Here is a 13,152-nt window from a genome sequence, read left to right on the forward strand (position 1 = left end):
ATCATCGATCAGCGAATTATTGGCCCGGCCTTCCGCGTGCTGTGATCAGCCGGAAGGTCCGGGATTTCGGCGTTTCCGACGCCCCAGTCATCTCTCGATACCGAGCCCATTTCGTATGCGCGGCCGTTCGCGCGAAGAAGCGATTGCAAAAACCATGACCGACACCGCTGAAAAGATCGACTACTCCTCGACCCTCTATCTGCCGCAGACGGAATTTCCGATGCGCGCGGGCCTGCCGCAGAAGGAGCCGGAAACGGTGGCCCGCTGGCAGAAGATGGGCCTCTACAAGAAGCTGCGCGCATCGGCTGCCGGCCGCGACAAGTTCGTGCTGCACGACGGCCCGCCCTATGCCAACGGCAACATCCACATCGGCCACGCGCTGAACAAGATCCTCAAGGACGTCATCAACCGCTCGTTCCAGATGCGCGGTTTCGACGCCAACTACGTGCCCGGCTGGGACTGCCACGGTCTGCCGATCGAGTGGAAGATCGAGGAGAAGTACCGCGAGAAGGGCCAGAACAAGGACGAGGTTCCGGTCAACGAATTCCGTCGGGAATGCCGCGATTTCGCCGCCGGCTGGATCCAGGTCCAGGCCGAGGAGTTCAAACGTCTCGGCATCGAGGGCGACTTCGACAATCCCTACACGACGATGAACTTCCACGCCGAAGCGCGCATCGCCGGTGAGCTGATGAAGATCGCCAAGCTCGGCCAGCTCTATCGGGGCTCGAAGCCTGTCATGTGGTCGGTCGTCGAGCGCACGGCACTTGCCGAAGCCGAAGTCGAATACGCCGATGTCGAAAGCGACATGATCTGGGTGAAGTTCCCGGTCACCGAAGGTCCCGACAGCCTTGCCGGCACCTTCGTCGTGATCTGGACGACCACGCCTTGGACCATCCCCGGCAACCGCGCCATCGCCTACTCGTCGCGTTATGCCTATGGCCTCTACGAAGTGGCGACCGCCGAGAACGATTTCGGCCCCCAGCCGGGCGAGAAGCTGATCTTTGCCAAGCGCCTGGCCGATGAGTCTGCCGCCAAGGCGAAGCTCACCTTCAACTTCGTTCGCGACCTCGAGGCCGATGAACTGTCGTCCGTGACCTGCGCCCATCCGCTGCACGGTCTGGGCGGCGGCTACGCCTTCAAGGTGCCGCTGCTCGACGGCGACCACGTGACCGACGATGCCGGCACCGGCTTCGTGCACACGGCCCCGAGCCACGGCCGCGAGGACTTTGATGCCTGGATGGACAATGCCCGCGCGCTCGAAGCCCGCGGCATCTCCTCGGCGATCCCGTTCACGGTCGACGACGCCGGATACTTCACCGCTGACGCCCATGGTTTCGGCCCGGACGCCGAAGGTGGCGCCGGCCGCGTCATCGACGACAAGGGCAAGAAGGGCGACGCCAACGATCGCGTCATCAAGGCGCTGATCGCCCGTCACGCGCTCTTCGCTCGCGGTCGCCTCAAGCATTCCTATCCGCATTCCTGGCGCTCGAAGAAGCCGGTGATCTTCCGCAACACGCCGCAATGGTTCGTCTACATGGACAAGGCCTTCGGTGATGGCACGACCCTGCGATCGCGCGCGCTGTCTGCCATCGACGACACCCGCTTCGTTCCGGGCGCCGGCCAGAACCGCCTGCGTGCGATGATCGAAGGCCGTCCGGACTGGGTGCTCTCGCGCCAGCGTGCCTGGGGCGTTCCGATCGCGATCTTTGCCGACGATCAGGGCGAGATCCTGATCGACGAGGCCGTCAACGCTCGCATCCTCGACGCTTTCGAACAGGAAGGTGCCGATGCCTGGTTCACCGAAGGCGCCAAGGATCGCTTCCTCGGCAACGACCACGATCATGCCAAGTGGCATCAGGTCATGGACATCCTCGACGTGTGGTTCGACAGCGGTTCGACCCATACCTTCACGCTCGAAGACCGTCCGGACCTGAAGTGGCCGGCCGACGTCTATCTCGAAGGTTCGGACCAGCATCGCGGCTGGTTCCATTCCTCGCTGCTCGAGGCCTGCGCCACGCGCGGCCGCGCACCCTACAACGCCGTTGTCACCCATGGTTTCACCATGGATGAGAAGGGCGAGAAGATGTCGAAGTCGAAGGGCAACACCGTCACCCCGCAAGAGGTGATGAAGGATGCCGGCGCCGACATCCTGCGCCTGTGGGTGATGACGACGGATTATTGGGAAGATCAGCGCCTCGGCAAGACGATCATCCAGACAAACATCGACGCCTATCGCAAGCTGCGCAACACGATCCGCTGGATGCTCGGCACGCTCGCCCACGACAACGGCGAGGAAATTGCCTATGCCGAGATGCCGGAACTCGAAAAGCTGATGCTGCATCGCCTGGCCGAACTCGACCAGGTCGTGCGCGAAGGCTACGACGCCTTCGACTTCAAGAAGATCGCCCGTTCGCTGATCGATTTCTCGAACGTCGAGCTCTCGGCCTTCTATTTCGACGTTCGCAAGGATGCGCTCTACTGCGACGCGCCGTCGAGCCTGCGCCGCCGTGCGGCACTCGCCGTTATCCGCAAGCTCTTCGATTGCCTCGTGCTGTGGCTGGCGCCGATGCTGCCGTTTACGACCGAAGAGGCCTGGCTGTCGCGCAAGCCCGATGCGGTCTCGGTGCACCTCGAACAGTTCCCGGCGATCCCGGCGGAATGGAAGAACGATGCGCTCGAAGCCAAGTGGGAGAAGATCCGTGCGGTCCGCACCGTCGTCACCGGCGCGCTCGAGATCGAACGCAAGGACAAGCGCATCGGCTCGTCGCTGGAAGCCGCACCGGTCGTCCACGTCGCCGATCCGGAGCTGTTGAAGGCGCTGGAAGGCCAGGACTTCGCCGAGATCTGCATCACCTCGGGGATCACTGTCGAGACCACCGAAGGTCCGGCCGACGCGTTCCGGCTGGCTGACGTGGCCAAGGTCAGCGTCGTGCCGAAGCTTGCCGAAGGCCAGAAATGCGCTCGCTCCTGGCGGATCACGACCGATGTCGGTTCTGACGCACTCTACCCGGACGTGTCCGCCCGGGATGCCGCTGCCTTGCGCGAGCTTGGTTTCAAGGCTTAACGCATTGTTACCGGATGAATTGCACTCCTTGCGTTCATCCGGTAAAACCTGCCCGAAATTTGGCGGATTTCTCCGCCATGGGCGCTTGAGTGGCCGCGCTGACTGGTGGCCGGCTGGAAGGAATCTCATGGAAATGACGCGAGAGTTGCGAGTGTTTGCCAGCGTGGCCGCCATTTTGACGAGCGGCCTGGTGCTTACGGGCTGCATCGGCGGCCCGACCTACGGCACGGACAAGACCGCCGGCGAACAGCTCATGGACGACCTCGGCAGCGTCGCAAGCTTCGGCCCGCCGAAGCGGGATCCGGTCAAGTACCAGCCGCGTCCGGGTCTCGTCCTGCCGCCGTCGGCCCAGCAGGCCTCGCTCGTCGAGCCGCAGAAGTCGCTCGCCAGCCGCGAGGGGAACCCGGAATGGGTCGAGTCTCCGGAAGAGGTGCGCAACCGCCTGCGTGAAGAGGCCGACGCCAACAAGAACAACCCGAACTATGTCTCGCCGCTTGCCAAGGCAAGCGCCAACGGTCGCCGGCTCTCTGCAAAGGAGCAGCAGGAGGCCTATCGTGAAGGGCGCAAGATCGAGATGGGCGCCTATTCCGACAAGCGCCGCTTCCTGAGCGATCCGCCGCTCGATTACCGCCGCCTGCCCGAGGGTACCGAGACCGATCTCGGCGAGCCGGAGAAGGACAAGGAGCGCCGCCGCAAGAAGGAGGCGCAGATCAAGAATACCGGCTCCAAGTGGTATTGGCCCTTCTAAACCCGTTTTCGCCGTTCCCTTGAACGGCGAAATGCCTCTCTCCCTTGGATCTATGCAGTTCCGGTCGAAAGCGCGTTTGCTTGGCTGCTGGAACTGCTTGAGAAGCGCCTGAGCCATGACCATCAGCATTCGCGACGCCCGCCCGGAAGACGCCGAAACCATTCTGCGCTTCATCACCGAACTTGCCATCTACGAGAAGGAGCCCGACGCCGTCGAGGCGACGGTCGAGATGCTGCAGGCCTCGCTCTTCGGTCCCGGTGCGATCACCCGCGCGGTGATCTGCGAGAAGGATGGCAAGCCGGCTGGTTTTGCCATGTGGTTCTACAACTATTCCACCTGGCAGGCGCGCAAGGGTCTTTACCTCGAGGATCTTTACGTCACGCCGGATTGCCGCGGCTCGGGCGCCGGCAAGATGCTCTTGAAGCATCTGGCAAAGATTGCCGTCGAGGAGGGCTGCGGCCGCTTCGAATGGAGTGTGCTCGACTGGAACGAACCGGCGATCCGCGTCTACGAATCGGTCGGCGCAGAGGCGATGTCCGAGTGGACGCGCTACCGCCTTTCGGGTGTCGCGCTCGAAAGCTTCGCCGCCGACTGAAGACGTTAAGGGGGCTCACCGCTTGCCGGCAAAGAAATCCCTGAGGATATCGGCGGCTTCCCGCTCGGCGAGGCCCGAATAGACATCGGGCGCATGGTGGCAGGTGGGCGAGCCGAAGAAGCGCACACCGCTGTCGACCGCGCCGCCCTTCGGGTCGTCGGCGCCGTAATAGAGGCGACGGATGCGCGCGAATGAAATCGCCGCCGCGCACATGGTGCAGGGTTCGAGCGTGACGTAGAGATCGGCGCCGGTCAGCCTTTCGTCCTCGAGGACGGCGGCAGCCTCGCGGATGGCGACGATCTCCGCATGGGCGGTCACGTCGTTGAGCTCGCGGGTGCGATTGCCGGCGCGCGAGATGATACGGCCGTCGAAAACCACCACGGCGCCGATCGGCACTTCGCCGCGTTCGGCAGCCTTGCGGGCCTCTTCAAGGGCCGCATCCATGAAGCGTGTCGTCTCAGCCATCGCTCAAACAATAATTTCTCTTAACCCACGGGCCGCGACCTGATAGGACAGCCGCAAAAGGCAGGCAACACAAATGACATCCAAAGACAAGCCCACGCGGCCTGGCGGCAAGTCCGCTGGCCGGGACAAGAAACCGCATTTCGCCGACAAGAAGGGCGCTGCGCCGAAAAAGGCTGCAGGAGCCAAGGCTTCCGGCCCGAAGTCTTTCGGTGCCAAGGGCCCCGGCAGGAGCTTCGACGCAAAGACGTCTGATCCCAAGGCCGGCGCTTCGCGTCCGGCCCGGGAGCGCCCGGCAGCGGCTGCAGCGGCCGCCGACGAGCCGCAGCGTATCTCGAAGATCCTGGCGCGCGCCGGCGTTGCCTCGCGTCGCGACGTCGAGCGCATGATCATGGAAGGCCGCATCAGGCTCAACGGTGTCATCCTCGACACGCCCGTGGTCAACGCGACGCTCGCCGATGCGATCGAGGTCGATGGCCAGCCGATCCGCGGTATCGAGCGCACGCGCCTCTGGCTCTATCACAAGCCGGCCGGTCTGGTGACCACCAATGCCGACCCGGAGGGCCGTCCGACCGTATTCGAGAACCTGCCGGACGAGCTGCCGCGGGTTCTGTCGATCGGCCGCCTCGACATCAACACCGAGGGCCTGCTGCTCCTCACCAATGACGGCGGCCTTGCCCGCGTGCTCGAACTGCCGTCGACCGGCTGGCTGCGCCGTTACCGCGTGCGCGCCCATGGCGAGATCGATCAGGAAGCGCTCGACAAGCTGAAGGACGGCATCGCCGTCGACGGCGTGCTGTACGGCGCCATCGAAGCGACGCTCGACCGCGTCCAGGGCTCGAACGTCTGGATCACGATGGGGCTTCGCGAAGGCAAGAACCGCGAAATCAAGAACGTGCTCGGCGCGCTCGGCCTCGACGTCAACCGCCTGATCCGCATCTCCTACGGCCCGTTCCAGCTCGGCGAACTGCCGGAGGGACACGTCCAGGAAATTCGCGGACGCACGCTGCGCGACCAATTGGGACCGCGCCTGATCGAGGACGCCAAGGCGAACTTCGACGCGCCGCTTTACAATGATCAGGCGGCGACCGTTGCCGGTGAGGCTGAAGACGACGCCGCCGACACGCGCAGGCCGGAGCGCAACAACCGCTGGGAAAAGCCGGAGGACAAGCGCGAGCGTGCCCTTTCTCGTCTGGACACCCGTCGTGACGACCGCCGCGACGGTGGTGGTCGTGGCAAGGATGGTGCCCGCGGCAAGGGTGGCCCGCGCGAAGACCGCGACGCCAAGTTCGAGGATCGGCCGAAGCGCGCGCCGGCTCAGCGCGCCCGCACGGCCAATGTCTGGATGGCGCCGGGCGCCCGCCCGCTCGCCGAAAAGAAGCCGAAGTCCGTTGATGGCGATGCCACCGAGAAGTCCGCCCGTCGCGAGCGTCCGGAAAGCGCGCCGAAGTCCAAGCGCTACGGCCGCAACAAGGATGGTCTGGCGACGAAGACGACCGGCAAGTTCGACCCGGACCGCAAGGGTGGCCCGCACAGAGACTTCGACCGCGCCGATCGTCCAGCGTCTGCCGCGCCGGTCAAGCGTCGCGACGACGAGGGCGAATGGATCAGCGCCAGCGAGCCTGCCCGTCGCGGCAAGGACGAGGGCCGCGATGGCGGCTTTGGCCGACGCAAGTCGGGCGACGCGGGTGACCGCAGGTCGCGCGATCACGGTGACCGTCCTGCGCGCCGTGACGGCGGCGACCGTCCCCGTTCTGAAGGCGGACCGCGCAGCTATTCCGACAAGCCGAGGGCGCCACGCGCCGACGGTGATCGTCCGCAGCGTCGCGAAGGCGGTGAGCGTTCGTTCAGTGACCGTCCGGCTCGCAGCGACGGCGGTGATCGCCGGTTCGACAAGCCGCGGGCTCCACGCGCTGACGGTGACCGTCCGCCGCGTCGCGAAGGTGGCGACCGTCCGTTTGGCGACAAGCCTCGCGGCAAGTCGTTCGGCGGCAAGCCCTCGGGCGGAAAATCCTTCGGTGAACGCTCCGGCGGTCCGCGCGGCGGTAAGCCTGGTGGCGGCAAGCCCGGCGGTGGACGCCCCGGCGGTCCTGGTCGCTCCGGCGGCGGGCGCCCGGCTGGCGGCGGCAAGCCGCGCGGCAGAGGAAACTAAGCGGTCGTGCGGATCGTCGGCGGAGAGTTTCGGGGTCGCAGCCTGGCGACCCCCAAGTCCAACGATATCCGGCCGACCACGGACCGGACGCGCGAAAGCCTGTTCAACATTCTGAGCCATTCCTATCCGAACGCGCTCGACGGCACGCGTGTGCTCGACCTTTTCGCGGGCACCGGCGCCGTCGGCTTCGAGGCGCTGTCGCGCGGATGCCGGCATGCGCTCTTTGTCGAGCAGGGCGTCGAGGGCAGGGGCCTGATCCAGACCAACGTCGAGACGCTCGGCCTGCAGGGCCGGGCCAAGGTCTTCCGGCGCGACGCCACCAGCCTTGGCGGCGTCGGTACGATGGAGCCGTTTCATCTCGTCTTCGCCGATCCGCCCTACGCCAAGGGGCTGGGCGAAAAGGCCTTGGAGTCGGCTGCCATCGGCAACTGGCTGGTGCCCGGCGCCCTGGTGATCCTCGAAGAGCGGGCAGATGTCCAGCCGGCGCCGGTCGCCGTCTTCGAAAACCTCGACGTCAGGGTGTTCGGCGACACGCGCATGCATTTCTATCGGTTTCGCGGAGCCTGATGCCGTAATTTCGGTTGAGTTGCCGGGATAGGCTCAGCCGGACGACGCCATTTTCTCAACCCGCCCAGCGCGGAGGCATGCCGATGAAGCAGGATCTTTCGATGACGCATGGATCGGCAGGGGCCCCGGCGCGGCCCACCGTCGCGCTGGCGCTTGGCGGTGGCGGCGCCCGCGGTCTTGCGCATATCCATGTCATCGAGGCACTGGATGAACTCGGCATTCGGCCGGTCGCGATCGCGGGCTCGTCGATCGGTGCGATCATGGGCGCCGGCATGGCGGCGGGTTTGCGCGGCGAAGAGATCCGGGCCCATACACTCTCGACCGTCGGCCACCGGCGCGAAGTGGTTAACCGCCTGTGGCAATTGCGGCCATCGAGTCTTTCCGAAGCGATGGCGAGCGGCTTCCGTTTCGGCCAGTTCAATGTCGAGCGGGTGCTCAAGGCCTTCCTGCCCGAGGCCATCCCGCAAAAATTCTCCGACCTCGAAATCCCGCTGAAAGTAGTCGCCACCGACTATTACGGTCAGACGGAGAAGATCTGCGAGAAGGGCGACCTCCGCAAGGCCCTGGCTGCGTCTGCGGCGCTGCCGGCGATCTTCACGCCGGTCCGGATCGACGGGCGGGTCATGATCGACGGCGGCATCTACAATCCCATTCCCTTCGATCACCTGCGCGGCCTTGCCGATATCGTCATTGCGGTCGATGTCGTCGGCGGGCCGGATGGCGACGGCAAGGCGATCCCGAGCCGGATCGACAGCCTGTTCGGCGCGAGCCAGCTGATGATGCAGTCGATCATCGCCATGAAGCTGAAGGAGGGGGCGCCGGACATCCTGTTGCGTCCCGATGTCGGCCGCTACCGCGTGATGGATTTCCTGCGCGCCCAGGACGTGCTGAACGCAACGGCTGCGATCAAGGACGAACTGAAGCGCGCACTCGAAGAGCGGATGACAGCGCCAAGGCTTACCTGAACCTGGGTGTTTGAAGCTTGGCGCCTGAACCTTGGCAATGACGGAGCGTGCCGTCGCAGCGTGAGCGATTAGGCGCTTTCGCGCTCGTCCGCGGGAAGGCCCGGGAGGATCCGTTCGCCGGTCTCTTGCGAATGATCGACCTCGCGCTTCGGCTTGACCAGCGGCTCCGGGCGCACAGGCCGCGAGTGCAGCATGTCGCGGCCGGCGGTGATGCCCTCGGCCTCCTGTAGCACGAGGCGCGCCTCGTCGCGCTTGCGGATGTCGTCCATGATCGCGATCGCCTCGTCGTCGCCGACCCCAAGTGCCTCCAGCGTCTTGCGGCCGAAGAGCAGGCCGGACTCGAAGGTCTCGCGCAGCTCGTAGTCGACACCCTTGGCGCGCAGTTCCAGCGTGTGCAGACGATCGTAGGAGCGGGCGTAGATGCGTGCATTCGGATATTCGGATTGCACGAGATCGATGATGTGGTCGGTCGTTTCCTTCTTCTGGGTGCAGACGGCGACGATCTTGGCCCGTTCGATGCCGGCGGCGCGCAGCACGTCGAGGCGGTTGCCGTCGCCGAAATAGATCCGGAAGCCGAAGGTCGCGGCCTGGCGCACGCGCGCGGCGGAATGATCGATGATCGTCACATCGCGACCGCCGGCAAGCAGGATCTGGGCGGCGATCTGGCCGAAGCGGGAGAAGCCGATCATCAGCACATCGGCATTGGCGCCATCGAAGTCTTCTTCGATCTCTTCGTCCATCTCGTCCTGCTCGCGCATCAATTTCGGCGCTAGCATTGAGGCAAGGGGCGTCAGCGCCATCGACAGGGTCACGATTGCGACCAGCAGCGAGGCGTTGCCGTCCGAGAAGACGCCGGCGCTTGCCGCCGCCGTGAACAGCACGAAGCCGAACTCGCCGCCCTGCGGCAAGAGCAGGCTGATGCGCACGGCGTCATTGTGATGTGATCCGGTGAAGCGGCAGAGCCAATAGAGAACCAGGCTCTTCAGTGCCATCAGCAGCGGCACGGCGATGATGATCAGCTGGTAGCGCTCGACGATGACGCCGAGCTCTAGCGACAGGCCGACCGCCATGAAGAACAGAGCCTGCAGGATACCGCGAAACGGCTCGATATCCGCCTCGAGTTCATGGCGGTATGAGGACTCGGCCAGTAACACGCCTGCAAGGAAGGCACCCATGGCCATCGACAATCCGGCGAGCTGCATCATGGTCGCCGCCCCCATTACCACAAGCAGTGCGGCGGCGATCATGACATCGCGTGCGCCGGTGCGAGCGATGAGCTGGAACAGCGGATTCACAAGGTAGCGCCCGGCAGCGAAGAGCACGACGATCGCAGTGGTGGCGATGGCGAAATCCTCGAGCGGCGGCGTGGTGTCCTCGGGCGCCTGTGCCGCCAGCAGCGGGATCAGCGCCAGAAGCGGCACGATCGCGAGATCCTGCAGCAGCAGGATCGAAAAGGCGCGTTGCCCGTAGCGCGTATTGCGGTCGTTGCCCTCGTCGAGGATCTGCATGGCGAATGCCGTCGACGAGAGGGACAGTCCGAAGCCGGCGATGATGCTGCCGCCATGATCGAGGAGGCCGAGGGCATAGATGGCGTAGGAAAGCAGGATGCCTGTCAGCAGCACCTGCGCCGTGCCGAGGCCGAAGATGTCGCGTCGCATCTGCCAGAGGCGCGAAGGCTTGAGTTCGAGCCCGATGATGAAGAGCAGAAAGACGACGCCGAGTTCCGAGACGTGCAGGATCTGCTCGCCTTCGGTGATGCTTTGGGCGACAGGTCCGATCAGCACGCCGGCCGAAAGGTAGCCGAGGATCGTGCCGAGCCCGAGCCGCTTGAAGATGGGAGCGGCGATCACTGCGCCACCGAGCAGCATCAGGGCCTGGGAATAGATGATCGGTGTCGTTGCCATGCCTCAGGCTTTCACTGTTGCTGAACCCGGCCCCCAAGCGGAGCTTTCGAGAGCGCTTCATTTGCGGTGTTTGAGCGGGAATCGGGTCGATGCCCTTGATGCCTGCTTCGCCGCACAATAAATGGGGCAGGAATGAAAGGCCACACCATGTCAGACACGATCGATTCTGCCGACCTCGAAAAACGCGCATCCGAACTCGTGGACCTCGCCCGCAAGGCCGGCGCCGATGCGGCGGACGCGGTGGTGGTGCGCGGGCGCTCCCGCTCCGTCTCCGTCCGCCTCGGCAAGGTTGAAGCGACGGAAGCCTCCGAAAGCGACGACTTTTCGCTCCGTGTTTTTGTCGGACGGCGTGTCGCCAGCGTTTCGGCCAATCCGGGTTTTGACCTGAAGCTGCTCGCGGAGCGCGCGGTTGCCATGGCCAAGGCTTCGCCGGAGGATCCCTTCGCCGCGCTGGCGGACGCCGACCGGCTGGCGAAGTCCTATCCGGACCTCGACCTTTTCGACGCCACGGCGGTTTCCACTGAAACCCTGACCGAGGCAGCGCTTGCCGCCGAAGAGGCGGCACTCGCGGTCTCGGGCGTTACCAATTCCAGCGGCGCTGGGGCATCGGCCGGCATGGGCGGGCTGGTACTTGTCACCTCGCATGGCTTTTCCGGCTCCTACATGGCCACCCGCTTTGGCCGCTCCGTCAGCGCGATTGCCGGCGAGGGCACCAAGATGGAGCGCGACTACGATTATGATAGCCGCCTCTTCTTTGCCGACCTGCGCGACGCCGACGAAATCGGCCGCCTGGCCGGCGAGCGCGCGGTCGCCCGCATCAATCCGCGCCAGGTGCCGACCGCCAAGAATGTCACCGTCGTCTTCGATCCACGCATAGCCCGCGGCTTCGTCGGCCATCTGGCCGGCGCAATCAATGGCGCGGCTGTCGCCCGCAAGACGAGTTTCCTGCGCGACATGATGGGCAAGCAGATCCTGAAGTCGGGTCTTTCCGTGACCGACGACCCGCTGATCGTGCGTGGCTCCTCTTCGCGTCCCTTTGACGGCGAAGGGGTCAGCGGCGAGAAACTGGCGATGGTCGAAGATGGTGTGCTGAACCACTGGTTCCTGTCCACATCGGCAGCGCTCGAACTCGGGCTTCAGACCAACGGCCGCGGCGTGCGCGGCGGTCCGACCGTCAATCCGTCCTCGACCAATCTGGCGCTCGAGCCGGGATCGATCTCGCGGGACGATCTCATCCGCGGGGTTGGCACCGGCTTCTACGTCACCGAACTGATCGGCCAGGGCGTCAATATGGTGACCGGCGAATACAGCCGCGGCGCCTCCGGCTTCTGGATCGAGAACGGCGAGCTGACCTTTGCCGTCTCTGAAGTCACGATCGCGTCCAATCTCAAAGACATGTTCATGGCGCTGACGCCGGCAGACGACATCGACCGCAAGTTCGGCGTCGCGGCGCCGACGCTCGCCATCGAGGGCATGACGCTCGCCGGCCTCTGACAAGGCCGCTGGAAAAGCAGGCGCGGGAAGCCCGCGCCGATCCCGCCTTCCGGACAAGGGAGAGGCGGGCTGACGGGGTTTTGAATGTCTGACACAGCACCACCGGGCGCGGACTGGAAGCCGGATCTCGACGTGATCCGTGCCGCGGCGGTTGTCGCCGGCGAAACCGCGCTCGGCTATTTCCGCAAGGCGCCCGACGTCCGCTGGAAGAACGAAGGCCGCTCGCCGGTAAGCGAGGCGGATCTTGCCGCAAACGATGTGCTGAAGACGCGCTTGCTTGCGGCCCGGCCCGATTACGGCTGGCTGTCGGAGGAGACGGACGACGATCTGAGCCGGCTGTCGCGCGAAACGGTCTTCGTCGTCGATCCGATCGACGGCACGCGGGCTTTCATCGCCGGCAAGGAACTCTGGTGCGTCAGCGTCGCCGTCGTTCATCGCGGCCAGCCCGTTGCCGGCGTGCTCTATGCCCCGGCGCTCGATGAACTCTTCGAGGCGGTCGCAGGCGGCAGTGCGCTGAAAAACGGCGCCCAAATCTCGGTGCGCGAGGCAAAACCCGGGGAAACACTGCATCTGGCGGCTGCCGAGGACACGATCGGCAAGCTTCCGGCGCCCTATCGCAGCGCCGTTACCCGTATCCCGCATGTGCCGTCGCTTGCCTATCGGCTGGCCATGGTTGCCGACGGGCGGATCGACGGAACGCTGGTGAAGAAGAACTCCCACGACTGGGACCTGGCTGCAGCAGATCTCATTCTAGCGAGCGCCGGCGGCGCGCTGGCCGATCTCGATGCGCAGCCGCTCTCATACAATCGATCCACTGTCGTTCACGGGGTTCTCTGCGCGGCGGCAAAGCCGCTCTTGCCGGGCCTGATCGCCGCATCGCGGTCCATGGAGCCCCATTGACCTTTGAGGCTGAATGCCTCAAATCAACGCCCACACCCAACAAGAATAAATGGAAGTCCGATGGCTCACGACACCGAGAAAAAACAACGTCTGCACCTCGTCTTCGGCGGCGAACTCACCACGCTGACTGACGTACATTTCCGCGACCTGGACAAGCTCGATATCGTCGGCATCTACCCGGACTACGAAAGCGCCCTGACTGCTTGGAAATCCAAGGCGCAGATGACCGTCGACAACGCTCACATGCGTTACTTCATCGTCCACATGCACCGTCTGCTCGACCCGGAAAACGGCTGATGCC

11 protein-coding genes are annotated in these 13,152 nt (G+C 64.9%); 9 read left to right on the plus strand and 2 right to left on the minus strand.

Features of this window, described 5'->3' with window-relative positions:
- Positions 1 to 154: 154 nt before the first annotated feature.
- The 3 genes from ileS to IB262_RS14995 all read left to right on the plus strand — a co-directional run bounded on the left by ileS (position 155) and on the right by IB262_RS14995 (position 4,407).
- On the plus strand, positions 155 to 3,064 hold the full coding sequence (gene ileS / locus IB262_RS14985) for an isoleucine--tRNA ligase (RefSeq protein WP_090295116.1): 2,910 nt from the start codon (positions 155 to 157) through the stop codon (positions 3,062 to 3,064).
- A gap of 127 nt (positions 3,065 to 3,191) precedes the next feature.
- A complete protein-coding gene (locus IB262_RS14990) occupies positions 3,192 to 3,812 on the plus strand; it encodes a hypothetical protein (RefSeq protein ID WP_060516427.1) in 621 nt (206 codons plus the stop codon).
- Between the two features lie 115 nt (positions 3,813 to 3,927).
- Positions 3,928 to 4,407, plus strand: coding sequence for a GNAT family N-acetyltransferase (locus IB262_RS14995; protein ID WP_090294884.1), 480 nt, complete (start codon positions 3,928 to 3,930; stop codon positions 4,405 to 4,407).
- Between the two features lie 15 nt (positions 4,408 to 4,422).
- On the opposite strand, the gene IB262_RS15000 is transcribed toward IB262_RS14995, so the two are convergent.
- Complete coding sequence (locus IB262_RS15000; RefSeq protein WP_089044722.1) at positions 4,423 to 4,872, minus strand: nucleoside deaminase; 450 nt, start codon at positions 4,870 to 4,872, stop codon at positions 4,423 to 4,425.
- A gap of 73 nt (positions 4,873 to 4,945) precedes the next feature.
- Between IB262_RS15000 and IB262_RS15005 the strand changes: the two genes are divergently transcribed.
- The 3 genes from IB262_RS15005 to IB262_RS15015 all read left to right on the plus strand — a co-directional run bounded on the left by IB262_RS15005 (position 4,946) and on the right by IB262_RS15015 (position 8,553).
- Positions 4,946 to 7,021, plus strand: coding sequence for a pseudouridine synthase (locus tag IB262_RS15005; protein ID WP_034800981.1), 2,076 nt, complete (start codon positions 4,946 to 4,948; stop codon positions 7,019 to 7,021).
- A 6-nt stretch (positions 7,022 to 7,027) separates the two neighbouring features.
- Positions 7,028 to 7,588, plus strand: a complete 561-nt coding sequence (gene rsmD, locus IB262_RS15010) for a 16S rRNA (guanine(966)-N(2))-methyltransferase RsmD (RefSeq protein ID WP_060516422.1) — start codon at positions 7,028 to 7,030, stop codon at positions 7,586 to 7,588.
- An 83-nt stretch (positions 7,589 to 7,671) separates the two neighbouring features.
- Positions 7,672 to 8,553, plus strand: a complete 882-nt coding sequence (locus IB262_RS15015) for a patatin-like phospholipase family protein (protein WP_060529841.1) — start codon at positions 7,672 to 7,674, stop codon at positions 8,551 to 8,553.
- 68 nt (positions 8,554 to 8,621) lie between these two features.
- Here the strand turns inward: IB262_RS15015 and IB262_RS15020 are convergent, their stop codons facing one another.
- Positions 8,622 to 10,457 carry a monovalent cation:proton antiporter-2 (CPA2) family protein gene (locus IB262_RS15020; protein WP_034800989.1) on the minus strand — a complete coding sequence of 612 codons (1,836 nt, stop codon included), beginning with the start codon at positions 10,455 to 10,457 and terminating at the stop codon, positions 8,622 to 8,624.
- 147 nt (positions 10,458 to 10,604) lie between these two features.
- Here IB262_RS15020 and IB262_RS15025 point away from each other — a divergent pair, with 147 nt between their 5' ends.
- The 3 genes from IB262_RS15025 (at position 10,605) to IB262_RS15035 (ending at position 13,148) form a co-directional block, all read left to right on the plus strand.
- Positions 10,605 to 11,951 (plus strand): TldD/PmbA family protein, encoded by a 1,347-nt coding sequence (locus tag IB262_RS15025; protein WP_034800992.1) that lies wholly within the window; start codon positions 10,605 to 10,607, stop codon positions 11,949 to 11,951.
- An 84-nt stretch (positions 11,952 to 12,035) separates the two neighbouring features.
- Complete coding sequence (locus IB262_RS15030; RefSeq protein WP_034800994.1) at positions 12,036 to 12,851, plus strand: 3'(2'),5'-bisphosphate nucleotidase CysQ; 816 nt, start codon at positions 12,036 to 12,038, stop codon at positions 12,849 to 12,851.
- A gap of 60 nt (positions 12,852 to 12,911) precedes the next feature.
- Complete coding sequence (locus IB262_RS15035; protein ID WP_034800996.1) at positions 12,912 to 13,148, plus strand: DUF4170 domain-containing protein; 237 nt, start codon at positions 12,912 to 12,914, stop codon at positions 13,146 to 13,148.
- Positions 13,149 to 13,152: the final 4 nt, after the last annotated feature.

Origin of the sequence: Ensifer sp. ENS02, assembly GCF_014851885.1 — a bacterium.
Taxonomy (GTDB): domain Bacteria; phylum Pseudomonadota; class Alphaproteobacteria; order Rhizobiales; family Rhizobiaceae; genus Ensifer; species Ensifer adhaerens.